Source organism: Neorickettsia risticii str. Illinois, from assembly GCF_000022525.1.
Classification (GTDB): domain Bacteria; phylum Pseudomonadota; class Alphaproteobacteria; order Rickettsiales; family Anaplasmataceae; genus Neorickettsia; species Neorickettsia risticii.
Genome location: NC_013009.1, coordinates 475,208 through 500,850, shown reverse-complemented (window position 1 = coordinate 500,850; position 25,643 = coordinate 475,208). Strand labels below are relative to the sequence as shown.

The following is a 25,643-nucleotide window of genomic DNA, read 5'->3' as shown; positions in this document are numbered from 1 at the left end:
CATATGGAAATTTTGTGAGTTGCCTACTGTAAGGTAGGATTTGTGCGAAGAGTAAGTAAGTCATGTGGTAAATTTATCACAAATAGAAGAAAGTTTATGTAGAATGTTCCGGGGTAATTGATAGTTTTTAGCTTTGTTTGAAACTATCCTGTCGACTTTTTAGTTCGCAGTCGCCAAGTATCCTACGAGAATGGCCATAGGCAATAATAATTAAGCTCAATGATCAATTTCCCTTCCATGGAATTTTTTTTAAGCTGTGAAAGCGAAAAATAGTAGATGGATATACTTGATATACAGACGGTCACCAAAGAAGCCAGCCTTAGTGAGTAAATTGTTGATATGCCTGGATGGCTCTCTATGAATGCTTCGCAAATCTGTATGAAGAAAATTGTTATAGAAGCCGCGAAAAAGACTGTGCTTAATAAACGTGGAATTTTCTCATTCAAACTAAATATTTTCCTTCTTTTTAAGTAGACGATAATTAAAAGCGTATTCAGCCATGCTGCGGTACACAAGGCTATTGCTATTCCAGTATATGAATAGTGCGGCACCAGAATTATGCTCATGGTAACATTTAAAACCACCGAAGCAATGGTAAAGCTCATTGGAGCTTTTAGTTTGTCAAAGGCAAGAAAGGGTCCCAAGAAGCTTTTGTTCAAAGCATGTGCTGGGAGGGCAAAAGCGAGTATTTCTAGCGTGTGTGTCGTGTGTTTTACAGATTGGAGGTCAAATTTTCCTCCAAGTAGAAATAATGACGTAGTAATGTGTTCCGCCATGAAAACTAACATGATTGTTACTGGGATGCATACGGTAATCACTTTTTTGAGAGCTTTATTCTGCATTTTTATTAGCTCCTCCGTATTGTGTGTCAATGTAATTGATGAGGAACCTGCTATTTCCCCAAGTGATGTATTTGTGAGAACGAAAAACAGCTGGATTATTCCCTCTGCGTAGCATAGTGAAGAAATTGCTTGTGGAATCTTACTAGTAAAAAAAATGCTAACCAAAGTATTTATTTGATGCGCTTCTGATGCAAGTGCTGAAGGGAGAAAGCATTTGAAAAAGTTCTTTATATTCTTACTCAGTGAAAATTGTGTAAGAACTGGGATTAGGCCACTTTTTTCAAGTTGATATAAAAATAGAAGCATCTGTATCATTCCGGACAATGCAATAGCACAGCCCATATTAGGTAAGAGAAGAGTACTATTGTTCCCTGTAAAAAGGATTACTGCTATCAAGGTAGTATTCGTTATAATCGTGTATGGGGTTATGAAAGCAAAATTTCCTCGTGCATATAGCATCGAGTAGTAAAGTGACGTAAGCGGGATAAAAAGAATGAGTGGAAATGCGATTTTAGCAGTCGTAATAACGAAATCTCTTGCTGGAGAGGAAAGCATTCCTGGTATCAGACAAAACAAAATTTTTTCTGTAAATATCTCTGCAACTATAAATACAACAGTTCCTGTGAAAGCAAGTATCAATTGAATTTCATGTGAGAATTGCAATGCTGAATTTCGATTTTCTTTCAAGAGTTGCGAAAAAATCGGTGAAAAAACTGCAGAGAAAATACCATTTGCAAATAAAGATGTTATTAGGCTTAGTACTCTTGATATTCCAAAGAAGGCATCTGCGAATGCTGACGTTCCTAGGACTACTGCGATTAGCATATCTCTAATTACGTGCAAGAACTTCGATAGGAAAATTACACTACTTGGAATTGAAAAATATTTTCTCATAATTCATACCGAGTGAACGGAGATCCTATTTTAAAGAAAGAAAATAACGTAAGCAGGAAATGAGTCAATTTCCTTTTTCCTGTTAACGAAAGAACTTTTTGTTGGCAAAAGATAGTGAACCATTTTTCCATCTCTGTGTGCAAAAATATGTGCAGCATTTGGCTATATAAATAAATTTATACATCTGTTGGATTGAAAGCAGTTTTGTTGCAGGATTAGCCGATATTCCCGCGTGTTTTGCGTGTTCCGACAGGTGTTTTTGTAAAAATTCATCTAACTCTTCGATGTGGGATTCATGATTTGGTAGAGTATCGCAACTAGAGTATAGTAGTGTACAGAAGTGTTGTGGATTTCTAAATCCGTTAAGTCCAAGCCCTTTGGTTGTTAAAAAGAGCATTTTAGCATTAGTTATGAAAAAAACTTTGTCCATTCTTAAGCCAGATGTTATTTCCAGGAATATAACAGGTAAGGTTAATGCCTATATTGAGGCTGCTGGTCTGCAGATTATCGCGATGAAGCAACTTCATCTGACGCGTGCTCAAGCCGAAGCTTTTTATGTGATCCACAAGGATAGGCCCTTTTTCAACGACCTGGTTAACTTTATGACATCTGCTCCTGTTGTAGTTCAAGTATTATCAGGAGATGATGCTGTTCATCGCTATAGAAAGCTTATGGGTGATACGGATCCAAAGAAGGCTGCAAAGGGGACGATCCGTGGTGACTTTGCCGAGAGTATAGATGCAAACTGCGTTCACGGATCTGACAGCGAAGAGAATGCTAAAAATGAAATTGCATTCTTTTTTAGTCGGTGTGAGATTTTTGAAAGATGATATCCCGAAAGCACTATTGCTCTTTTGACTAAAAGTTCGAGCACAGTGTGTATTTTCACATTGCTTATGTATCTGAAACAAAAAATTTTTAGGATACTTTAAGCTTCAAAGTAAATGGTATACAATGCCCTTCTTGGAGGTGGTCTTATTGGTATGTCTACTTTAGTTGGTAAGAAAGCATTTGATTTCACAGCAAAGGCTGTACTCAAGAACGGTTCTTTTTGTGATGACTTCAATCTTCAGCGTGAATTGTCTGGCAAATATGGGGTGCTCTTCTTTTATCCATTGGATTTTACTTTTGTCTGTCCAACGGAGATTATTGCTTTCAGTAATAGGATTCCTGCGTTTATCGAGAGAAACGCGGTTGTTGTAGGTGTTAGTGTTGACTCCCATTTTTCCCACTTTGCGTGGCGTAGCCTGCCTGTAAAAGATGGTGGAATAGGGAGTATTGGTTACACTCTGGTCTCAGACATAACAAAGTCTATTTCACGTGACTACCAAGTTTTGCTAGACGATGCAGTTGCTCTTCGTGGTACATTTATCATAGATCCGAATTTTGTTATCAGAGTTGCTCATGTTAATGACCTGAACGTAGGTCGGAATGTCGATGAGGTTCTCCGTACTTTGGATGCGCTCAAGTATAGTGACGAAAATGGAGAGGTTTGTCCGGCAGGTTGGAGTAAGGGCAAGGAAGCGATCAAGGCGACGCATGAGAGTGTTTCCGATTATCTAGCTTCCAATAGGGATGAGCTTTGAGTAGAGAGATGCGTGATGCTCTTGAAAGCGATGTACTAATAATCGGGTCTGGGCCAGCTGGATGTACGGCTGGGATATATGCAGCGCGTGCATCTCTCAGCGTCATTATAGTCAGTGGAAACCAATCGGGTGGGCAACTTAGTACAACAACCGAAGTCGAAAATTATCCGGGTTTTGCTCTACCTGTTCAGGGTCCTTGGCTCATGGAGCAAATGCAGCAGCAAGCTGTGAACGTCGGGTGCCGTTTTGTTAATGACCACATCTCACAAGTTGAAGCTCCATATAGCTCTCCATTTATTCTTCGAGGAGAGGGCGGAAATAAGTATCGTGCTAGAAGTATTGTTGTCGCAACAGGTGCACAGGCTAAGTGGTTGGGTCTTGAGAGCGAAAAGAAATACCAGGGTTATGGAGTATCCGGCTGTGCGACGTGTGACGGCTTTTTTTTTCGTGACCAGGACGTAATTGTTATTGGTGGTGGAAATACCGCTGTAGAAGAGGCGCTCTATCTTACCAGGCATGCTAAAAAGGTTTACCTGCTTCACCGTAGGGACCGTCTTAGAGCAGAGGCTGTTCTTCAGGAGCGCCTTTTTGCAAATGCAAAGGTAGAGTTAATTTGGAACTCTGTTCTTGATGAGGTCCTTGGCCGCGACTCGCCACCTGAGGTAACAGGCGTGCGTGTCCGCTCATTGATAGACGGTACTTTTAAGGAGATACTTGTTTCCGGGGTGTTCGTTGCTATTGGTCATACTCCAAACACCGCGCTGTTCAGTGGTATCTTAGAAATGGATTCTGCTGGGTACATCAAGACAGCCGGCTCAGATACTTCTACTAGCGTGTCCGGTATTTTTGCGTGTGGCGATGTTCAGGACCCCGTCTACAGACAAGCTGTTACCGCAGCTGGAACCGGTTGTATGGCTGCCCTTGATGCCATGAAGTTCCTTGACTGCATATAGTTTATACTCTTTGTGTGTTAGCTTATAAAATGTGTGTGCAAGCCGTGGAGCACTGTCTATGTTTTGTCTGTAGAGTGTTCGCTTTTTGTTTGGCATTGTAGTCCTTTTGGTGGTAGTTCGGTCTGGTGAAAAGTTTTGTTGTTGAAAATGACTGTCGACGATTAGATAAATATCTGAGAGATACGTTTGGTCCGTTTCCTCAGTCTGCACTTCAAAAGGCATTGAGAAAGAAAGCAGTGAAGCTTAATAATGTTGTGGTTAAGGCTTCTGCTGCTGTTTTGAAAGGCGATTCGCTGACTCTTAGTGCCAATTTTCTCCAAATTCTATCTTCACCCAGAGAAATACCGAGTGATAGCTCAAAGGTAGTTGACAGTAAGTTTGTCAAGTTTATTGCGTCGCTCATGTTATACGAGGACGAAAATGTGTTAGCCATTGATAAACCATTTGGATTTCCTGTTCAGTCGGGTTACGGGATTACAACGAGCATAGATAATGCGATGAAATCTATCAATCCTGAATATCGTGTTGTTCACAGGCTTGATAAACATACTACTGGCGTACTTATCTTTGCAAAGACGCTCGATGCAGCTAGAGAGTTGTGGCGACTGTTCTCGAACAGGCTCGTCAAAAAAAGGTACCTTGCTATAGTGATTGGAGAGTTGAAGGAAAAAAAAGGGGCAGTTGATTGCTACATAAACAAAGTCCTTTTTAAGGGTGAAGAAGTAATGCAGTGCAACCATATTGGCAATGGTGAACATGCTATTACACAGTTTCACGTTATCAAGAAATTCAAAAATGCGTCACTAATTGAACTCTTTCCTTTAACCGGAAGAAAACACCAGATTAGAAGCCAAATGGCAAGTATTGGGCATCCGGTATTGAATGACGGAAAATATGGAAGAAGAGAAGCCTTTTTAGAATGCTCCGTGAATAAGAAATTATGCCTGCACGCATGCGAAATAGAGTTTGAACTTTTTGGAAAAATTATAAAAGTCACTGCGGAGCTACCAGTTCACTTTGCCGAAAATCTCGCGATAATGTGATCCAATTTGTTGTATTTTAAAGATCTTCACTAGCAATGCCTTTTTGCAAGACATTGCAGTAGTTGGAACTAAAAGGTCTCATTCACGGGTGAAAATGATTTATGGTGTGCGATAACTATGTTGCACAAAAGTGGATTAGAGGAGTCCGATGTAAGAAGGGGCACTTCTACGAAACTGTTTGTATGATGCAGGTATTAATCGCGATTTATGGGAATCCAATTCATGTGATTTGCTTACCTTAAGAAATCTCTCCTATTAAAATGATGCTTTTCCTATATATGCGCAATTGTGATTGAAAAAAAAGTTATTTTTGACATTGATACAAAGAACCTCAACGAAGAAGGTGTTTTTTATGGCTATGCTAGCGTCTTTGATGTAGTTGATGAACAAGGAGATATTATCAGTAGTGGTGCTTTTGACTTGACGAAGTGTGTACCACTTTTGTGGCAACACAGGCAAGATCAACCTATTGGGAAAGTTCTTGAAATGCAGGAAACTGAGAAAGGACTTTATTTAAAAGGTCATATAATTATGGAGGTAAATCAGGGGTATGAAGCATATAAGCTGCTCAAGGCAGGAGTACTAAACGGGCTATCAATTGGATACATACCAAAAAAGTATAAGATGGATAAGCATACAGGAGCGAGAATTATGACAGCTGTGAAACTCATAGAGGTAAGCCTCGTGACTTTTCCAGCAAACAAGTATGCAAGGGTAAGCTCCGTGAAAAGTCAATATGATGCGGACCAGTTGCTAGAAGCAAGGTTAGCAAGACTAATAGAAATAGTGAGAAAGGAATTTGCCTAAAAATTTATTGTTTCTTTATGGGGGATCCCTTTGACTATTACGCTTTCTTCAAAAAAAGTATGGTCCTAAACAGGTAAGCCTTTTAAAAAGCACTTATAATACAGCATGAAAAAGTGCATCAAACTGCCTGTCAGTCATCTGAAAAGAGGGACAGATCATCAAAGACTGTAGTTGACTGATCGAAAAAAAGTAGGGCGGTCCCAACTGGACCGTTCCTTTGTTTTGCTATTATTATCTCAGCTTTGTTTCTTACTTCATCCATCTTGAATTGCCAATTCTCATAATTTTCATCATCACTTGAAGGTTGTTTACGCATCATGTAATAGGCTTCGCGAAAAACAAACATTACAACGTCTGCATCTTGTTCTATTGAACCCGACTCTCTCAAGTCAGAAAGTTGCGGACGTTTGTCTTCTCTCTGTTCAACCAGTCGGGAGAGCTGCGAGAGAGCAACAACTGGTACATTAAGTTCCTTAGCGATTAATTTTAGTCCCTTAGTGATTTCGGAGACCTCTTGTACTCTATTGAACTCTGTACCCTTAGAGCCTCGCAAAAGTTGCAGGTAATCTATGAAAATTGCCCCAAGTTTTGTCTTTCGATGTAGTCTGCGTAGTTTTGTGCGTAGTGCTGAGATTGATACAGAAGCAGTATCATCTATGAAAAGGGGTAATTCCGATAATTCTTTGCTACTTTCAATCACTTTCTTCAGTGATTCTTCAGAAAACTTTTTACCTGTTCTAATGCTGAATGCATCGACTCCAGAATGCACAGATAGCATTCTAGAAGCAATTTGATCAGCTGACATTTCCAAAGAGAAAAAGCACGCGGACATTCCTTGTTTTTGTAACTCTCTAGTTACCCGTAGTGCCATACTTATGGCTAAAGATGTTTTACCCATAGATGGACGTCCTGCTATTATTAATAGGTCTGAATTTTGTAGCCCGCCTAAAAGATTATCTATATCCCTGAAGCCGGTGGAAGTATTCTGAAATGGGACCTTTGCTTTGAAAGTAATTTTTGCTCGTTCAACCGCGATCTCAATCGGTTTAGAAATGTGTAAGCAAGATGGATCAAGTTCACCTGAGCTTGCAAGTTGAAATAAAGAATGTTCAGCTTCTTCTATCTGCTCACTTGTAGTTGTATTACTCTGTTCACCGGTGGCACCAGAAATTATTTTTTGTGCCAAAACGATTAGTTGTCTTCTTATATAAAGCTCTTGTATTACACGTGCCAAACTTGATACATCCACTACAATACTAGCTTTTTCAATTATATTGAGCAGATATTCTTGACCACCAATAGCACTTAATTCATTGCTTGATTCAAGATAATTCTTTAGGGTTACGGGATTAGCAACGAGTTCTTTTGATCTAAGGTGAAGCAAAACTTCAAAGATTTTTCTATGTACCGGAGCGTAAAAAGAAGATGATGAGATAAGCTCCTCTATCTCATCACAGGCATCGTTATTAGTGAGTAGAGCACCGAGTATAAGTTGTTCTGCTTCAATGTTGTTAGGAAGCTCAGCGGAAGAATTACTCAATGCTTTTTGATAATGCAGAAAAGTGTCGGAGTGGAGGGATTCGAACCCCCGACCTCTTGGTCCCAAACCAAGCACACTAACCAGGCTGTGCTACACTCCGCACACAGCTCGAGATTCTAAATCAAAGCTTATTTATAGTCAATTCAGGAGCACGCACATTAATTTTGTCTCCCGCTTTCAAAAGCGAGTTCTTGAAAAGATGAAACGGGCAAGCGTGTATACGTAGAAGTTCAATTAGCTAAAAAAAGTGAAATTATGCCCGAGTGAATTATATTGTATAGTGATCTACAAATGCGAGTAATTCATCTTCACTGCGAGGTGCTATATGACTTATATAACGACCATCTAGTCCCATAAGATACATAAGTGCTGAATGATTGAATTTTTCAGGATCCTCATCCGCTGCTACATAAACTTTATAATCGTTGACAACTTTTTCTATCATCTCGTTTGAACCTGTAAGCATAAGTATTCGCTTGTGAAATGAGCGACTAAATTTATTTAGCACTTCCACTGTGTCATTTGCAGGATCTAGAGTAATAAAAAGTGCCTGAAGTTTTGGGAACGCATCGAGCGTTTTTTCTAAAAGAGCTAATTGTCCTGGACAAATATGTGGGCATCTACTAAAGCCAAAAAGCACGAGAGTATATTTCCCTTTTAGTATGTCGTTCGTGACTTGACGGCCATTCTGATCGGTTAGTTTAAACGTTCCACCTATCTCTATCTGTGAGGTCGTAATTTCTTTGTTTAATGCTTTTGCTTGATATGAGGTTCCCAAAAGCAAAGCAACACTTAGCAATCTAAAAATAAAACCGATTTTATTGATCATCTTTTTACCATCATGCGCATACAGCTCATTTCTTTATAGCTGAGATTTTTGTTAAAGTAAAAAAAAAGTATCATCAGTATTGATAATATAGGTGAAAAGGGAGTCTATTCGAGTATATTAAAGTAATACATTAAAGCGTTGCTATGTGAATTTTTATAGTTAAAGTGTTACTTGAGCTACTAATGTAGACATTTTATCGAGATCTGATCTTGTAAATAGTTCCTATATGGGATAGCCATAAGTTTTGGTGAAAATAAAACCCTACTTTAAGATAGGGTTTTTAAAAGACCCATTTTAAAGTAGGGAATATCTTTATTTCATGTTCCACTGATAGACATGAATCCGAGATATAGAGAAGGAGAGTTCGCTCTACCAAAAAACTTTATGTTATTGGCTGCGATAATTTCTTTAAAAACATCTTTTAGTTGTCCAGCAATCGTAATCTCGCTCACGGGAAACGAAAGTTGTCCATTTTCAATCCATAATCCTTGAACTCCCTGGCTATAGTCTCCAGTTATTGGGTTAATACCGCAGCTAAATAAGCCTGTTACATACAACCCTTCCTTAATTCTACTTATCAGTTCTCTTTCGGAATATGTGTCGCTGCTTTCTAGATAAATGTTTGTTACTGAAGGAAAGATACTTCCACTAAAGGTGCGTTTAGCAAAGCCATTTGCTTGTAAGCCGAGTTTGTTGGCGTTGTACTGATCAAGTATCCAGTTTTTCAATACTCCTCGTTCTATTAGCGGAAAGCGCTTGGTCGTGTAGTTTCCCTCATCATCAAAGGCTGGTGTTTCGATTTTACAGTTTATTCCTTCTGGATTGTTGAATATGCTTATGCTGCTTGGAAGTATCTCTTTATCCATATAGCTTTTTAAGAAAGTTGCTGATTGGGTAACTGACTTGCCACTAAGGAAACTGTTAAAATTATTGAGGAAACTCGAAGCGCACCTTGCGTCAAATATAACTTCTCGTTTGCACGTTGAGACTTTCTGCGGTTTTAGGCCTTCTGTAGCTCTTTTTTCTGCTTCGGCTGCTAATTCTGCTGGGACAAGGTCTTTAAGCGAGTTGCTAGTGATGTACGAATAACCCGCATTTAGATTGCCTTCATTTTCCGCGACTAAGCTTACTACGGCAGAGAATAGTTGGTTTTCAAAGGTCCCAGAAAACCCATTCGTATTTGCAACTATTTTTTTTATGATTTTTTTTCCAAATTCAATGGTTTCTGTGGTTTTTAGTTTCCCATTTGAGTGAGCTATTTGCTCAGTTTCGATTGCCAACTCCTTTAATTTATCGGGAAAGTTGTGGTCAGTGTGAGTACCATAAACGTCATCGACTACTGCTACATTTTGTGGTAGTGAAACGTATTCATTTTCTGGAATATATGCTAATGCATCGTATGCTTGCGAAACTAGGCGTCGGACATCTGCGGAAGGATCGCATCTTATAGAGGTTACCCTCTTATCTTTTATTAGTCTAAACGTAATGCTCGAGAATAAGGATTCTTCTAATTTTTCTATCTCGAAGTTTCTTGCGTTCACAATCGTGCTTTTAGTTTGAGTCGCTAATAAATCTGCTTGGCAATCTCGTTTTCTTGCTTCGCTTAATATGAGTTCTATGCAATTTATGACGTTCATTTTGGTATTTTTGAGATCTTTATAAAAGCTAAGTATCTTTCCCTCAATTCGCAATGCATTGTTATTACATTCGCTGATGTTTTATAGATTTTATTACATTAATAATGTTAGCTGGCAAACATCATAAATGTAATAATTTGATCTCATTCATCATTTATGTAATGAAGAAATGAAATTGCGAGAAGCTATGTCCATTCAGTTAGAGTAGGTTTATAATTGGCTCTGAGTGCTGGTTATAAACATTTAGATTTGTATTAACTAAAACATGAAAGAAGTTCTCGTCCCAAGAATGGGTGAATCAATTGCGGAGGCATCCGTTGTGAAAATTACTAAAAATATCGGTGATTCCGTGAGGGAGGACGAGTTACTTTTTGAGCTTGAAACCGATAAGGCAGCCGTAGAAGTATCTGCTCCTGTTTCTGGAGTTTTGAGTAAAATCAATGTTGAGGTAGGGCAAGCGGTGAAAGTAGACGATGTTCTCGGGTTAATCGACGAAAATGTTGTTGCTTCCGATGGAGGCAGCCCAATTTCACCTGGGGTTGATGGTGGTAATATCGTTCCACCATCTGTTGCCATTGCAGGAGGAACTGCATTAGGTGTAAGCACAGGAAAGGATGTTTCATCGCTGCAATCTTCTGAGTTAGTTTATGCAAAGCAGGACGCACCATCTGCGCGAATTCTGCTGGAAGAGAAGTCGTTATCCCCAAGGGATATTGTTGGTACTGGGAAAGATAACAGGATAAGGAAAGTTGATGTATTAAGTCGACTTTTTTACGGTGATCCAGCCCAAAAACAAGATTCGGAATCAGAACAGCGTGCAGTTGCTGGTAGTGGTTCTTTAGCTCCTAAGTTCCCTGAAAGGCTTGTACCGCTGTCTAAGTTGAGACAAAGAATCGCATCGAGACTGAAGGAATCACAAAATACAGCTGCAATTTTAACGACTTTCAATGAAGTGGATATGGAGAATGTCATTCAAATAAGAAAGCGTTACAAGGATTCCTTTGAAAAGGTCCATGGCTTGAAACTTGGCTTTATGTCGTTTTTTGTACAAGCTGTTATTTGTGGGCTTGAAGCTTTTCCGGAAATTAATGCCGAGATTCGTGGAAAGGACATAGTTTACAAAGATTACTATAATATCGGGGTTGCCGTTGGTACAAAGAATGGTCTTGTTGTGCCAGTAATAAAAAATGCGCAGAATCTTTCCTTTGCAGAAATTGAAAGACAAATACTTGAATACGGAAAAAAGGCTAGGGATGGCAAAATAGAGCCAGACGATATGCAGGGTGGTACTTTCACCATTTCTAATGGTGGTATTTATGGTTCACTCATGTCAACGCCAATTATTAATCCTCCACAATCTGGCATACTTGGAATGCACGCAATAAAAGAAAGGCCTGTTGTTATTGATGGCGCGATTGTTGTGCGGCCAATGATGTATCTTGCTCTCTCTTATGATCACCGTATAGTTGATGGTAGGGAGGCAGTTAGCTTCCTTGTTCGTGTGAAAGAGTGTTTGGAAAATCCTGAGAGGCTCTTACTCAAAGTCTAGTAGAGTTTCTAAAGATGGTTCAAGTGTTACTTGACCTTTTGCCTTAGGGGAATTTATTTACTTTGGTTGCGTTGTTATGTCGCCGTTTTTCAGTAAGAGTGGGATTTCTTAGTTGCACAAAGAATTAGGGTGTAATGTGCAGAGATGCTATTTTCTAGAGGCAGGTTCGCAGGAAGATTTGTTTTTCTTATCTGGTTTGTGCAGGTAGTGTGTTTATAGTATTCGAGGGGATTGATGGGTCTGGTAAGAGTACACAGGTGAAGCTTTTGAGTAAGTTTCTTGCAAAAAATGGGTATCCTTGCGTTTTAACAAGGGAGCCTGGTGGTACTCCATTTGCCGAAAGTTTAAGGTCCATGATCCTCCATGATTCTATAGACCCTATGGCGCGGTTATTGCTTATAGTTGGTGCACGTGTTGATCATTACAATAAAGTAATACTACCGGCGTTGAAAGAAGGTAAGATTGTCGTTTGCGACAGGTTCATTTATTCGACTTTAGCATATCAGGGATATGGGGAGAAAATTGACCTGCAGACAATTTTGGATTTACATAAGCTTTCCGGTTGTCTGGTTGAACCCGATTTAACTCTGCTTCTTTCGGGATCTGGTCGTAAAAAATTAGGTCGTGATAACTTTGAACGTATGCCTAGAGAGTACCTTTCGAACGTATGCATGGGATATGAGAAAATTGCACATACGTATTCGAATATTCACGTTATTAAACGCATGGGAGTCGGTCGTACGAGTGAGGAGATCGTTAAGATAGTGCAAGGAAAAATAAGTGAAAAACAAACTTCGGCGTATAAGTAGACGCACTGCTTCTTCAAGTCGGTGGCTTTATAGGCACGTTAATGACCCTTTTGTGAAAAAGGCAAAAGCTGAGCAATACAGGTCGAGAGCAGCGTACAAATTTCTAGAGATAAATAAGAAGTTTAACCTCATTCGAGAGGGTTCTGTTGTGCTTGAGCTTGGAAGTGCACCTGGTGGTTGGAGTCAAGTAATCGCAAATGCTTTGAATGGTACTGGACGGCTAATTGCGGTTGATTTGGCTGATATGGATCCTATCCCTGGGGTTGAGGTCATAAAATTGGATATAGAGTTGCAGCGTAAAGAGCTCTATGAATACATTAGCGGTGTTGAATTAGATGTTATTGTTTCGGATCTTGCACCAAGCGCTTCTGGCAGCAGAGTTACAGATAGCATTTCATCCATAAGATTGGCTGAGCTAGTTCTCGAGTATGCAAAAAGTAGTTTGAAGAAGTTTGGTACAGTGGTAATCAAGATCCTTAGGGGTAGTGAGGACGAATATAGATTTGTTAATTCGCTAAAGAAAAAGTTTAAGAAAATAGAGTATTTCAAACCGGATGCCAGTAGGAAGGCTTCTCGGGAAATATACCTTATTTTCCTTGGTAAGCTTGCTTAGTCTGTCTATTTCTACAGTACGAAATCTCTTTTTGGTGGTAAAATGGAATGCTTACTATCAGATTACGTGCCGCAAAAATCCGTGGAATTTTTGAAGTCCTGATTCTGTGGTAATAAGTTCTATTAAGATGTAGTTTTTACTTCAAGCAAAGCATCTACAAACTCTGAAGAAGAGAATTCTTCCAGATCAGTTATTTTTTCTCCTGTTCCCACAAAGTATATACCAAGGTTGGGATATCTTTCAGCTATAGCTACAATCACTCCTCCTTTGGACGTGCCATCTAGTTTTGTCACGACCAGTCCAGTGAGATTGACCGCATCTTTAAAAACCTGCACTTGGTTTAGAGCATTTTGCCCAGTACTGGCGTCCAGAGCCAGTATGACCTCGTGGGGTGCTGAGGGCATTAGCTTCGAAAGTACCCTACATATCTTTTTGAGTTCTTCCATGAGGTCATTCTGTGTGTGTAACCTGCCAGAAGTATCTATTATAAGTGCATCAACTTTATCTTCTAGAGCTTTTTCTAAGGCTTTATAAGCAGTACCAGAGGCATTTTTGCTTGTTTCGCTTGAAAAAAATGTCGCAGATACTCTTTCCGCCCAGAAACGCAGTTGTTCTATTGCGGCTGCTCTGAAAAGATCACATGCAGCAATCATGACCGTTTTATTCTCTTGAATAAATTTGTATGCTAATTTCCCTATGGTGGTTGTCTTACCATTGCCATTCACCCCACAAAATACAATGACTTGCGGTCCGGTCTGTGGGAAAATCAGCTTTTTTGAGGTGGGATCAAGTACTTTCCTTATTTGTTCACGTGTAATACTTTTCACTTGTTCAAGTGACTCGCCATCTTTTACTTTAATTTTTTTGACCGCTTTAACGATTCTCTCGGTCACAGTGGGACCAATATCAGCGGAAAGAAGTAGTTCTTCCAACTGCTCAATAGTGGATTCACTTATTTTCTCTTTTGCAAAAATATTATCGATTCCACTTGACAAGTAATCTCTACTCTTTGCGATCGAATTTCTAATTGAGGAAAAGACACTTTTTAACACGATTATAAGCCTCATTTACTCCATGAGACTTCACTCTAACATAGAAACTTCTGCATAAGGATATTTTTTTCTAAAATTCAGAAACAGTAGCTCCTCTTAATAGTCAGTAAAGTGGGTCGCGCTGGTATTGCAATACCTAAGGTGTTATAGGAGAATTTTCGCACATAAAAAGAGAAATTCGGTTTATGTTTTCCCTTATAGATTGCTGGAATCGTGGTAAAGGGTTCCTTGGTACCAGGTATTCCATTATGGGAGGAGCAATGAGTTGGATTTCTGAGCACCGTTTGGTTTCTGCTATTTCCAATGCTGGCGCATTTGGTGTATTAGCGTGTTCTGCGATGTCTCCAGATCAACTGGAACAAGAAATATGCCTTACAAAAGAGCTCGTTGGTTCTAATCCATTTGGTGTGAATATAGTTTTAATGCACCCTCAGTTACCTGAGCTGATTGATGTGTGCATTCGTTCTGGCGTTACACATGTAATCTTAGCAGGTGGTATTCCATCAAAACAGGTTTTAAGTCTTGTTTTGAATCATGGGATTAAGGTTATTGTATTTGCACCTTCCATCTCGATCGCGAAAAAAATGTGTAGAATCGGTGCAAGTGCCCTGATAATAGAGGGTAGGGAAGCCGGTGGTCATATCACTAGGGTAAGTACATCTGTGCTTGCTCAGGAAATTTTGCCGGAGATTCGCGACGTTCCTATTTTTGTTGCTGGGGGAATAGGTACTGGAGCTATCGTGAAAAGTTACCTAGAAATGGGAGCTGCTGGTTGTCAAGTTGGGACGCTTTTTGCCTGTGCAAAAGAATCCATTGCGCACCCAAGATTTAAAGCAAAGTGTGTAGCAGCCTCTTCTCATGATGCGGTTGTTTCAGAGCAGCTGGATCCGAGGCTTGCCGTTATCCCAGTTCGTTTACTAAAGAACGATGCAACTGAAGAATTTAAAGTTTTTCAAAGAGAAATAATTAGGCAGCTTGATTCTGCTCATATTTCTAAGGAGGAAGCACAGCTTGCCATAGAAAAATTTTGGGCTGGAAGTCTACGTAGAGCTGTAATAGAAGGTGATACCGAACGTGGCTCGGTGATGGCGGGTGAGGTTGTGGGTTTAGTTAAAGGCGAGCGTCCGGTAAGAGAGATATTGAATGATCTAATCAGTTGTGTGTGAATGTATGCAGGAAATTTCTCTGGTAAACTAATAGTTAAGTCTTCCTTGCGTTAATAGCCCTTGTGGAGAAATGTTTTTCCTGTATTTTTAGTTTAGCTTCTTTGAATATTTGGTTCGGTGTTTAATTCGTTTCTTCTCTTACTGTCGCGGATCTACCGGGAGATTTCCGATTTGTTAACGCGGTTCTGTAGTCTCTTTGGAGAGAAGGAGAAGTTTTATGAAGTAATCAAGGATAACTTTCACTCTTCTTCTAATTTTAGAGAGTTTTATAAGAATAATGTTTCTCTAGGTCTTTATCATTTCTATAGAGGTAATCTTGGTGATGCCAAGTTTCGTTTTAAGATGCTTAATGGTTTGTACCGGAATAAACCATTGATTCCATATAATCTAGCTAGATGCTTTTTGATCTCCGGAGAAACGAAGAAAGCTAGGGCTATATTTGAGAGTATTGTCTCTAAAGGGAGAGAGTATGAGGAGGTGAGGTTCTTTTTGGATTTTCTTAATGGTCAAAAAATAAATAGGATCCCGAACTTTATCGTTAAAGAAAGATTTGAACACTTGGCGCAGGAGTATGTTGAGAGGTTTCTTATAGGTAGAAGGTACATTGGACATAAGCTTATTTTTGAAGGGCTGAAAGCGATTATCGGTACTAAGCTTACTTCTGATGAGCTTTCAATTTTGGATCTTGGTTGTGGAACAGGTATTTGCACACATTTCCTGAAATTAAGTGGTGTGGTAGGCGAGGCAACAGGCGTTGATATATCAGAAAACATGTTGGAAGTTGCAAAACGATGTTTGGTTGATGGAAAGCCGGTTTTTGATTCAGTTATCTGTAATGACATAAAGTCATTCCTTCTTTCTCAAGAGAATAAATACGATCTTGTGATAGCAGCTGATTCTTTTTCTTACCTTGGTGATTTATCGGATGTTATACCGAGTTGTATTACTATCTTAAAAGATGGAGGTGTACTAGCAGTTCTGGTGCGTGCGGCAAAGCAACAGGAGATTCATGATTATGTCTTTGATGTTAATAGGTCTCTATTCTATTACTCCTATGAATACATGAAAAATCTGGGTGAAGGTCTTGCTCTGAAAAATTCCATAGTTAGAAAGTGTACTTTCAAAAGTGCATGCAGCGGAATCATGGCGTTCTACGTCAAGGGGGATTGTGCTATCTCTTAGCTCTTATGAATAAGCTTTTTTCACTGTTTCCTAGTGTTATAAAATCAATCTTTGATTTTCCTCATAGGCTTTTTTCTTTTCCTCATAAAAGCAAGACTGATCGGCGGGGAGTCATTTACGCCAGTCAATTTAAACGTTCCGTCAGTACGATTACGGACCTTCTTTTTTGCGTTCTGATATTGAAGGTTAGTGGGTACTTACTTTCTTTTTTAGTTGATTTGCAGTTTCCAGTCGAGGTTCTTGAAAGGTATAGATTTAGTCTTCCTATAAGTCAGGCAGAAAGGGCTCTTATTACAGGGTTCTATAAGAGTGTTCTAGTAGTACAAGTGTTTCAGTTGATACTTTTGGCAATACTATTTGTTACATGTTGGCACAGGTTTGGCTGTACGCCGGGCAAGTGGATTTTAAGGTTAAGGCTTCTTGACGATGAGACCTTGGAAAAGCCTTCGGTCTCTGCGTGTATAAAAAGATTAATTATGTTACCTTTATCTTTGCTTGCGTTTTTCCTCGGCATACTCTGGAGCATTTTTGATAAGAAAAGTAGAACCTGGCATGATATTTTCGCTGGAACCGTGGTTGTGTCGAATAGTGCTGAGATTTTTAAAAAAGACGCTTTTCGTTATGCAACTTGCAAGGGTAAAGCTGGGGATTCAACTCATATCCCGGATTGAGATGCTCTTTCTCTGTAGAAAACCGGTTTAGTAAATTCTCCTTCCCTGTTACTATTTAAGGATCCTTCTGTGGTGCTTGATGCTGTGAGCAGTCTTTTTTTTATTTCTGCGACTTCAGTTTTTTTCTGTATCTTTGTGTTTTTTTTCTTTAAGTTGAACACTTTTGAGAAAGTCAGCAGCACATTAATTTTACTTGCTTGTCTTTTTACATTTTTTCAGAACAACTTATTTTATATTTTATTGGGCCTTGAGACTCTTTCGCTGATATACTCGACGTTAATTGCTTCGCGGGGTAATGTAAAAGGAGCCGTTACATATGCGGCATGCAGTTTTGCCGTAGCTACTGCTATGGCTGTGCTCATACCTCATGACCTTTCTTTTGCGGCGGATAACATTAATTTTTTACATCTTCATGATGTGAAGGGAAAGTTATTCGGAAGTTTACTTTTTCTCTATGCTGGTGTGTTTATCATGGCTCCAGTAATGAAAGGTGCGTATGTAAGTACTGGAGCACTCTTCCTTCCATTTTTTAGCATCTTCACATATACATTGCCGCTAGCCTTAATTGGGAAAATCGGCATTGGCCACAGTGAATTTTTATTCGTCTTAAGTTTTTTCACGTTGCTATATGCATTTTACCGGATGACGATTGAGAAAAAGCTACTAGATGCACTTATGGTAAACCAAATAGGGCAGGTGGGTTTAACAGGTATCATACTGCACTGCTCTATAAGTTATGTATATCATTGTATTTTCATCTCTGCTGTTTATCAGTTGGTGGTGTATTTTGTTTGTTCACTCTTTTTGAGGTCGGGTGTAGATACATTTACAAAAGTGACAAAATTTCGCTTTCTTTCACCGATTCCTTTATTTGCATCTTTTATTGCAATTTCCGCGAGTTTTATTTCTCCTTTGAGCTCTGGTTTTCTTTTTTTGCAGTCCTTTGGATACGGAGGAAAAATCACAGTCTTCTTTTTGCAAGCTCTTTTCACTTCTATGATACCAGTAAGGTTGTTATACTGTTGCTATGCTGCCAGTGGAAGGATCAACAACAAAACTTTTGAAGCTTCTTTAGGTGAAAGGTTCTGTATTGCGTGCGTTTGTATCTATTTGTTTCTTTCTTTCACCACTTGGCTTCATGATCTTGTTGAGTTTTTTATAGTGCTAGCGGTAGTTCTTAGTACTGCCGTCCTATATTTTCTTTTCTCAGGTACGGTGCATATGCTCCTTTTAGAATTGAATGCACTACTACGATCGAGTTCACTGGCACTTAATCGGCTTACTTCAAAAATGGAAAAGCATTTGTTTTTTCTTTGGAACTCGGCTGTTCGAGGACTGTGCGCTTTGTTTGGATCAGTGATTCCAACGACCTGTAGTTGTTTAGACTCATTGTCGCTTAGTATTGTGATTTTTTTAATGAGCATTGTTGTTGTATTGTTTCTCTTTGCAGGGGTTTGATTTGTTATGTTTGATTCACTTTCTAAAAAAATTGGTGGTGCACTGGATGGAATAAAGAACAGAGGAGTGATTACCGAAAAGGAGTTTGACGATTTTGTTCGGAAATTGCGTCTGACGTTTCTCGAGGCAGATGTTAGTCTTCCTGTAACTAAACAGTTTATCGCAAATGTAAAAGAATCGGTTATTGGGAAGTCTCGTGTTAAGGGGATCTCGACACCAGCGGTAATCGGAAGTGTTGTAAAAGAGGAATTGGTAAAAATTTTGGGAGGTGAATCGCAGAAATTTGAATTCCCGAAATTTGGGAAACAGATATTTATGTTTGTTGGCTTACAGGGAGTTGGGAAGACGACAACTGCAGCAAAGTTAGCTCTGTTGATTCGGAAAAAATTTAAAAAAAATATTCTTTTATCTTCTGTAGATATCTATAGGCCTGCAGCCAGGAAACAGCTTGAAATTCTTGCAAAGCAAATTGACGTCGATAGTGTTCCTATAGTGGAAGGTGAGGATGTCGATGCGATCGTAAAGAAAACATTAGATTTATTCAATAATAGCAATGAAAATTATGATGTACTCATAGTTGACACTGCTGGACGTTCGCAAATTGATTCCGTGCTTATGGAAGAGTTGAGAGTGATTAAGAATTGCTTACAGCCTTCCGAGATATTTCAGGTTCTAGATGCGATGATGGGGCAAGATTCACTTAATGTTGCGAAGACATTTCACTCAGAGATCGGTACAACTGGGGTAATAGTGAGCAGGCTGGACAGCGATGCACGCGTTGGTTCAGTGCTTTCAGTTAGGCAATCTGTTGGTCTTCCCATTAGATTTTGTGGTGCTGGAGAAAGGGTTAATGATTTAGAAGAATTTCACCCGGAACGTATGGCGGGAAGAATAATGGGGGCTGGAGATATTGCCTCCCTGGTTGAATATGCTTCGTCTGAAGTTGGTGAAGAGAGAATAGGTTCTATGAGAAAAAGAATCGAAGCTGGTAAGTTCGACTATGATGATCTTGTGCTACAGCTGAAAAGCATCGATAAGCTTGGTGGAATAGCTAAACTTTTACGTTTTATTCCTGGAGTTAATAAGGTTCCATCAGAGCACCTCGTCGATGATACAACCCTGAAGAAAAATCTGGCCATGATAGGCAGTATGACAAAGAGAGAGAGAGCGTGTCTCGATTCAATTAACCAGTCACGCAAATCACGCATAGCAAGCGGGTCGGGAGTCAAGATATACGAAGTAAACAAGTTAATAAAAAACTTTGAGAAAGCTCGCCTGCTCGCTCTAAAAATAGGAAAAGTAGGCGCAACAAATGACAAAGCCATGCACGATCTCGAAGAATTACTCAGGAAATAACGTAAACAAGAAAGAGAGAAGGGGGCCCCACAGATGGGTAGTATCCGAGGAATCAGAAGTAAAAAGCGGGACCCCCGTGCGTATCACCTACGCACTTTAGGAAAATAATGTGTTATTGTTGAAGCGTCGCTCATCTCAGATACCGGTTTGGAAGTGCCTTCGGTAGATAATTTTCTTGTATGAGGAAGGCCTTTACTCTCGGATTCTCTATCCACTTTGGAGTCGATGGCTTTACTCAGTCTCTGATGAGCCAACTGATTATCTTGGGAGCTACACTGGCCTGAATGAATTATAGCATTAGCTGAAGCAGTAGAAGCCGGCTCTTTTCCACTGTGGAAAAGCCATGACCGTACTTGCGCAAAAGTGCAATTCCTATTCAAGTAAGTTAACAAGCTATTCAATATCCCCATAGGAGCAGCGAAACATTTTGATTGATCTGAGAAGTCTGAAAGCTCGCCGTGCGAAAGCAGTATCCCACGCCCAGATATAAAATACTGGGCATCCTTATTATCAAAACCCATATAAGCACCGGGAATATTAAACCTGTAATGCAAATTTGCATTACGCTCTACCGCCTTTATTTTTTTGACTGTGCAACGGCATTGTGACGACCCACGCACTCTTTCAACACTTATTTCAGCTTGTGAGAAGGGCCATAAAAGAAACTTCCCATCAACTGTGGGAGAACGAACAGCTCCTGACAAAGAGAGACAAAGCGTGCCATTAAGGACGTGATAATTAACTTGGGAAAGACGACAATTAACGCCTTGAAAAAAAGCGCCAAAGTAACCGAGCAAGGAAGAAGGCTGAAACGGCTTTCCCTCAGTTACCAGAGCTGCTGTAGAACCATCATAGAAAAGTATGGAAGCGTAGTCGGCACCTAAATCAATAGTTTCCTGAACTTTGGTGAAAATCTTGCCAGTGGCAACAGAGCCATCCTTATTCTTCTCGACCGCCACAACCAGGTGCTCATCATCAGCACCCGAGAATTCTAGACTCAAAGTACCGCGCTTCTGAGACCAGCTTAACAATTTAAAGTTCCACTTCTCTCCTTCGGATTTGCGCAACTTAAAGAGCGAGGTTTCCAACTTTTGTATTTCTTGTAGATCCATACATTACGCATTATCAAAACATACTAATTTTCTAAACTAACACTGATGTTATTTCTAGTCTATCTCAAACGCTTACACACATAATTTTGCTTATGGAAAATAAATGGCGAACCACCACGCAGATTGATATTCTTGGCTAGAATTTGTTCAGTACGTGTCCGTCAATTAAGATTATTAGAACCCGGCCTTATACAAGGAACATTGCTCAATTCTTTCGGGATATTTGCTGTATCAAATGTGATACAACTTAGTTTTACGACACTAAGGAATTCGCAACTGTGCTTTTTAAAACGTTCTTCTGCGGCTCCTCCAGATCTGTCTATTATTGAAGCTGCAAAGATTACACTTGCACCGCGGTCATGGATTTTTTGTATAACATCTATAGAAGAACCGGCTGTAGTGACTACATCCTCTATGAGCAGAACGTTTTGTTTACTCTCGACTTTAAAACCGCGTCTCAGAGTGAGTTCCCCGTTAAACCGTTCAAAAAAGACAAAATCTTTATCCAATAAGCGTGCTACCTCATATCCAATGATCAATCCACCGAGTGCTGGTGCGACGATTAAGTCGATCGCACTCTTGATTTTTTCAGGGATGAGTTGCACTAAAGCTGATGCGAACTTAAAGGTACGCCGTGGATTTTGCAGTAAAAGAGCGCACTGTATATACGTATCGCTGTGCAGTCCGGAAGAAAGGAGGAAATGCCCCTTTAATATGGCGCCAGAGTTGTAAAGCTCATCAAGTAGTGCTTCTTCTTCCACCTGGCCTTTGTTAGAAACCCCCATTATCAACTATGTCCGCACGCGCTATCCTCCCTCATTATACCAATTTTTATTTTCTGTGAAATCTCTTCGATAAATGAGCAATCAGAGAAATTATTTGATCTATTTGCAATTATTTGATTCGCATATGTTGATACAATTAGCGAGCTCTTGAACTTCTCAAGTGTGTCAAGATATTCTGCTGGAGCATACACTTTTATTGTGACCTTTTCTTTTATTGTTAGACCAGCTGATTTCCTGGTTTGTTGTATCATGCGTACTAGATCTCTGAATCTCCCTTCAGACATCAGTTCTTCATCTAGTTTTAAGTCCAACTTTACAGCTAGGCAAAACGAAGCGACTTGTCCCGTATTGCTGCTTTCGGAGACAACCGAAATCTCGTATTCATCGTTTTTCAGAAGTCTACCGCCGAGATATACTTCGCCAGAGAGTATACTTTCCCAATTTCCACTTTTGAGTTCATTGATCATGTGTTTTACTTCTTTTGGGTATCTTTTGCCTAAAACGTGAAAGTTTAGTTTAAGTGATTGCCTTACTTGAGGATCACTTTCTTTGAAGGTAATGCACTTTACGTTCGCCTCATCCTTCAGGATAGATAATAGTTCGGTGTTTCCTGTAAATGTTGAGCTGACTTTACCTATAACCTCGAGATGTCTTAATGGCTGCCTTATTCTAACGGCGTTTTTGTTCCTTATGGAAAAGGCTGTATTGCATATTTCTCTTGTTAATTGCATTGTTTGTATGATTTCTTCGTCCTCAGGTAAAACATTAACCTCTGGGTATTTTTCTAGGTGTACAGATGTCGTTTTATCATTGTGCAATGCCATCCAAATCTTTTCCGCATTCATTGGAAGGAGCGGCGCGATTATCTTAAGCATTTCTGAAAGAACAAAATGTAGGACTTCGAAGGCTTGCTGCTCTCCTGCCACGAACCTTTCCCTAGAGCGTCTAATATACCAATTATTGAGCGTATCGATGAAACTAAGTACATTTTTGCATGCAGACTGTATGTGATAGCCATCCATTGCATTTCTAATTTTTTGTGAAAATGCTCTGTACTCTGACAAGATGTACCTATCGAGTAAATTGGCGGAATCATTCATGCCATTCGGGACACGTATTGAGTGGTAATTTGCATACGTTGCAAAAAAGTTGTATGCGCTGTAGAGAGGCTTTAGAAGAAGTCTAATAACGTCCTTGATTATTTCTCCACCTTTGTCTATCAACAGAGTACCCCCATTCATTACTGAAGAGGATAACATTAGGAAGCGCAATGCGTCAGCTCCATATTCGTCGAATAATTCTTTTGGATCTTTATAATTATTCAGTCTTTTAGAGAGTTTTTTTCCGTCTTTATCCAATATCACCCCGTGGGCAAGGCAATTTTTAAACGGCACGCTGTCAAAAAGCGCTACAGAAAGAACCATGAGCGTATAAAACCAACCACGGGTCTGCGCAACATATTCTGTAATGAAATCTGATGGGAAATTTTTCTCAAACCACTCTTTGTTCTCAAAAGGATAGTGAACTTGTGCAAAAGGCATTGAACCTGATTCAAACCAGCAGTCCAGAACTGATTCGACTCTTACCATGGATGACTTCCCTGTAGGATCATCCGGATTTTTTCTTGTTAATGTATCTATGAAAGGTCTGTGTAGATCAGTAATTTTCACACCGAAGTCCTTCTCAATTTCAGTTATGCTTCCATATACATCAATTCTTGGATGAGATGGATCCGTAGATTTCCATATTGGTACGGGTGTTCCCCAAAATCTGTTTCTTGAAATTGCCCAATCCTTTGCATTTTCTAGCCATTTGCCTACCAGACCTTCTTTAAGGTGTGCAGGAATCCAATTAATACTGTCGTTGAGTTCGAGCATCCTCTCCTTTATTTTACTGACACTCAAATACCATGACGGAACAACCCTGTATATGAGTGGAGTATCAGTACGCCAGCAATGTGGATAACTGTGAACATACTCCTCGATTTTAATGAGCTGTTTTTTTTCTTTGAGTATGAGAATGATATCCTCATTTGTTTCAAAGACATGCCTACCGGCAAATTGTGGCACTTCAGATGTAAATCTAGCTCCATCATCGACAGGACAAACGACTGTTATCCCGTGTTTTTTCGCCAGCTCAAAGTCTTCCTCACCGAATCCAGGTGCTATATGTACTATTCCGGTTCCATCTTCGTCCGTTACAAAGTCTGCATACTGTATAACAAAGGCACCATTCTCTTTTTCGTGTGCGAAGAATTTGAAAAGTGGCTTATACCTTTTACCAACCAGGAGCTCGCTTGGAACTATTATCCCACCTACTTCCTTGTTTGAAGATTGAGAAGAGATATAGTACTTACCATCCTTTTCAACACGGGTATAGACAACATGCTCCGATATACCAAGCATCATATTTGAAGGTAGGGTCCAAGGTGTTGTGGTCCATGCTAACAGGTAAGATGTTTTACCGTCACCAAATAAATCCTCTTCCAATTCAAAGGCGACTGTCACAGACTTACTTTTTTTCTCCCTATAGGCGTTATCCAGCCGTGTCTCGAAGTTCGATAATGGTGTCTGGCATGCCCAGCTATAAGGCACTACCTTTACGGATTCATAAATCAAACCTTTTTTATACAACTCCCTAAATGCCCAAATGACGGATTCCATAAAGGAAAGGTCCATAGTTTTGTAGTCGTTGTGAAAATCGACCCATCTTCCTTGTCTAGTGACGTAGTACTCCCATTCAGATGAAAAAAGTAAAACTGATTTTTTGCACTCCGCGTTAAATTTATCTATCCCGAAGTTTTTTATTGCCTCTTTTCCTGAAATCTTAAGTGTTTTTTCGGTGTACATCTCCGCAGGCAAACCGTGACAATCCCATCCGAATCTCCTTTCCACTTTTTTGCCGAGCATCGTCTGATATCTGGCTACGGTATCCTTAATGAAGCCGGTAAGAAGGTGTCCATAATGTGGCAATCCATTTGCAAAAGGTGGTCCATCATAAGAGACGAACTCTCCATTATCTGTTCTTGAAGAGACAGAATGAGCAAAAACCCTATTTTTCTCCCAAAATTGCAGAATCTGTTCTTCTATCTTCGCAAAAGAAAGATTTTGAGAAATTTCTCGGTAAGAAGAGTTACTCATTTTGAACTAGTAATGCCTGCATAGAATTCTAGCTAATTGGGCGTAGCAGCACAATTAGGTTGTACTACGACAAGATCGGCCTTTTTTAATAATCTTTGAACGGGAACTTCACATTTATGATTGGTTTGTATGTGTTAAAATCATTTCCATAACCTTCTTAAACTGATACTTTCATTCATGACGTATTCAGCCTTAATAATGCTCATAGGGCTGGTTTTGTGCTGCCTTTGTTTGAAAAGCCTGTTTGTACGAAACTGGGATCTCCTAGTTTCTTTTATTTGATGTTATAGATGTGGTTCTCTCTGTGATTAGTGCACTCTCACTTTTCGCTTGCGTTTTTTCTTAACTCAAAGTTCTACCCTTCTAGGCTTTCCCCTTTCCATTTCTGGGGTTAATAAGGTTCTAGCAAAGCAGATTAGGTAACCTCTAGGAAAAGATCTAATCAATGTTCTATAACTGTTTATACAGAATGATACTTTTGTGGCTATTTCATTGAGCTTCCTCAAGGGTGAATATTATTGGTCTATTCTTATGAGTATTGTTATGTGCGGATTAGCAAAAGTATCTTGCCCTCTCCTTCTTTGAGCTTTATTCAGCTATATTGCTATTAGATGTGTTC

Annotated in this window: 21 protein-coding genes and 1 tRNA gene; 13 read left to right on the top strand and 9 right to left on the bottom strand. The window is 39.6% G+C overall.

What is annotated here, in order from left to right:
* Positions 1 to 182 precede the first annotated feature (182 nt).
* Positions 183 to 1,667 carry a murein biosynthesis integral membrane protein MurJ gene (murJ, locus tag NRI_RS02355; RefSeq protein ID WP_238522973.1) on the bottom strand — a complete coding sequence of 495 codons (1,485 nt, stop codon included), beginning with the start codon at positions 1,665 to 1,667 and terminating at the stop codon, positions 183 to 185.
* Positions 1,668 to 2,146: 479 nt separating this feature from the next.
* Between murJ and ndk the strand changes: the two genes are divergently transcribed.
* The 5 genes from ndk (at position 2,147) to NRI_RS02325 (ending at position 6,125) form a co-directional block, all read left to right on the top strand.
* Complete coding sequence (gene ndk / locus NRI_RS02345) at positions 2,147 to 2,566, top strand: nucleoside-diphosphate kinase (protein ID WP_041351476.1); 420 nt, start codon at positions 2,147 to 2,149, stop codon at positions 2,564 to 2,566.
* Positions 2,567 to 2,719: 153 nt separating this feature from the next.
* A complete protein-coding gene (locus NRI_RS02340) occupies positions 2,720 to 3,322 on the top strand; it encodes a peroxiredoxin (RefSeq protein WP_041351627.1) in 603 nt (200 codons plus the stop codon).
* An 8-nt stretch (positions 3,323 to 3,330) separates the two neighbouring features.
* Complete coding sequence (trxB, locus tag NRI_RS02335; protein WP_015816397.1) at positions 3,331 to 4,275, top strand: thioredoxin-disulfide reductase; 945 nt, start codon at positions 3,331 to 3,333, stop codon at positions 4,273 to 4,275.
* A 125-nt stretch (positions 4,276 to 4,400) separates the two neighbouring features.
* Complete coding sequence (locus NRI_RS02330) at positions 4,401 to 5,318, top strand: RluA family pseudouridine synthase (RefSeq protein WP_015816396.1); 918 nt, start codon at positions 4,401 to 4,403, stop codon at positions 5,316 to 5,318.
* Between the two features lie 288 nt (positions 5,319 to 5,606).
* Positions 5,607 to 6,125 (top strand): HK97 family phage prohead protease, encoded by a 519-nt coding sequence (locus NRI_RS02325; RefSeq protein ID WP_015816395.1) that lies wholly within the window; start codon positions 5,607 to 5,609, stop codon positions 6,123 to 6,125.
* A gap of 130 nt (positions 6,126 to 6,255) precedes the next feature.
* Here NRI_RS02325 and NRI_RS04120 read toward each other — a convergent pair whose 3' ends face one another.
* From NRI_RS04120 to NRI_RS02305, 4 genes are all read right to left on the bottom strand, one after another.
* On the bottom strand, positions 6,256 to 7,665 hold the full coding sequence (locus NRI_RS04120) for a replicative DNA helicase (protein ID WP_187146001.1): 1,410 nt from the start codon (positions 7,663 to 7,665) through the stop codon (positions 6,256 to 6,258).
* Positions 7,666 to 7,690: 25 nt separating this feature from the next.
* A tRNA-Pro gene (locus tag NRI_RS02315) sits at positions 7,691 to 7,765 on the bottom strand.
* 168 nt (positions 7,766 to 7,933) lie between these two features.
* Positions 7,934 to 8,494 carry an SCO family protein gene (locus NRI_RS02310; RefSeq protein ID WP_015816393.1) on the bottom strand — a complete coding sequence of 187 codons (561 nt, stop codon included), beginning with the start codon at positions 8,492 to 8,494 and terminating at the stop codon, positions 7,934 to 7,936.
* Between the two features lie 317 nt (positions 8,495 to 8,811).
* Positions 8,812 to 10,131, bottom strand: a complete 1,320-nt coding sequence (locus NRI_RS02305; RefSeq protein WP_238522972.1) for a TldD/PmbA family protein — start codon at positions 10,129 to 10,131, stop codon at positions 8,812 to 8,814.
* Between the two features lie 265 nt (positions 10,132 to 10,396).
* On the opposite strand from NRI_RS02305, the gene odhB reads away from it, so the two are divergent.
* The 3 genes from odhB to NRI_RS02290 all read left to right on the top strand — a co-directional run bounded on the left by odhB (position 10,397) and on the right by NRI_RS02290 (position 13,102).
* Complete coding sequence (odhB, locus tag NRI_RS02300) at positions 10,397 to 11,680, top strand: 2-oxoglutarate dehydrogenase complex dihydrolipoyllysine-residue succinyltransferase (protein ID WP_015816391.1); 1,284 nt, start codon at positions 10,397 to 10,399, stop codon at positions 11,678 to 11,680.
* A gap of 209 nt (positions 11,681 to 11,889) precedes the next feature.
* Entirely contained in the window at positions 11,890 to 12,489 is a 600-nt protein-coding gene (gene tmk / locus NRI_RS02295; RefSeq protein WP_015816390.1) for a dTMP kinase, read from the top strand.
* Positions 12,461 to 13,102 carry an RlmE family RNA methyltransferase gene (locus NRI_RS02290; RefSeq protein WP_049751176.1) on the top strand — a complete coding sequence of 214 codons (642 nt, stop codon included), beginning with the start codon at positions 12,461 to 12,463 and terminating at the stop codon, positions 13,100 to 13,102. Before tmk ends, NRI_RS02290 begins: the two co-directional genes overlap by 29 nt.
* A gap of 122 nt (positions 13,103 to 13,224) precedes the next feature.
* Here the strand turns inward: NRI_RS02290 and ftsY are convergent, their stop codons facing one another.
* Positions 13,225 to 14,169: a signal recognition particle-docking protein FtsY gene (gene ftsY / locus NRI_RS02285; RefSeq protein ID WP_041351471.1), complete on the bottom strand. Its 945-nt coding sequence runs from the start codon at positions 14,167 to 14,169 to the stop codon at positions 13,225 to 13,227.
* A gap of 170 nt (positions 14,170 to 14,339) precedes the next feature.
* On the opposite strand from ftsY, the gene NRI_RS02280 reads away from it, so the two are divergent.
* The 5 genes from NRI_RS02280 to ffh all read left to right on the top strand — a co-directional run bounded on the left by NRI_RS02280 (position 14,340) and on the right by ffh (position 19,987).
* The gene (locus tag NRI_RS02280; RefSeq protein WP_015816387.1) at positions 14,340 to 15,320 is read left to right on the top strand and encodes an NAD(P)H-dependent flavin oxidoreductase; all 981 of its coding nucleotides are present in this window, start codon (positions 14,340 to 14,342) and stop codon (positions 15,318 to 15,320) included.
* 171 nt (positions 15,321 to 15,491) lie between these two features.
* Complete coding sequence (locus NRI_RS02275) at positions 15,492 to 16,502, top strand: methyltransferase domain-containing protein (protein WP_015816386.1); 1,011 nt, start codon at positions 15,492 to 15,494, stop codon at positions 16,500 to 16,502.
* 5 nt (positions 16,503 to 16,507) lie between these two features.
* Complete coding sequence (locus NRI_RS02270) at positions 16,508 to 17,173, top strand: RDD family protein (protein WP_015816385.1); 666 nt, start codon at positions 16,508 to 16,510, stop codon at positions 17,171 to 17,173.
* A gap of 135 nt (positions 17,174 to 17,308) precedes the next feature.
* On the top strand, positions 17,309 to 18,631 hold the full coding sequence (locus tag NRI_RS02265) for a hypothetical protein (RefSeq protein WP_187146000.1): 1,323 nt from the start codon (positions 17,309 to 17,311) through the stop codon (positions 18,629 to 18,631).
* A gap of 6 nt (positions 18,632 to 18,637) precedes the next feature.
* The gene (ffh, locus tag NRI_RS02260) at positions 18,638 to 19,987 is read left to right on the top strand and encodes a signal recognition particle protein (RefSeq protein ID WP_015816383.1); all 1,350 of its coding nucleotides are present in this window, start codon (positions 18,638 to 18,640) and stop codon (positions 19,985 to 19,987) included.
* Positions 19,988 to 20,070: 83 nt separating this feature from the next.
* Here the strand turns inward: ffh and NRI_RS02255 are convergent, their stop codons facing one another.
* From NRI_RS02255 to ileS, 3 genes are all read right to left on the bottom strand, one after another.
* Positions 20,071 to 21,099: a hypothetical protein gene (locus tag NRI_RS02255; protein WP_015816382.1), complete on the bottom strand. Its 1,029-nt coding sequence runs from the start codon at positions 21,097 to 21,099 to the stop codon at positions 20,071 to 20,073.
* Between the two features lie 161 nt (positions 21,100 to 21,260).
* Entirely contained in the window at positions 21,261 to 21,884 is a 624-nt protein-coding gene (gene pyrE, locus NRI_RS02250; RefSeq protein ID WP_015816381.1) for an orotate phosphoribosyltransferase, read from the bottom strand.
* A 2-nt stretch (positions 21,885 to 21,886) separates the two neighbouring features.
* The gene (gene ileS / locus NRI_RS02245; protein WP_015816380.1) at positions 21,887 to 25,024 is read right to left on the bottom strand and encodes an isoleucine--tRNA ligase; all 3,138 of its coding nucleotides are present in this window, start codon (positions 25,022 to 25,024) and stop codon (positions 21,887 to 21,889) included.
* Positions 25,025 to 25,643: the final 619 nt, after the last annotated feature.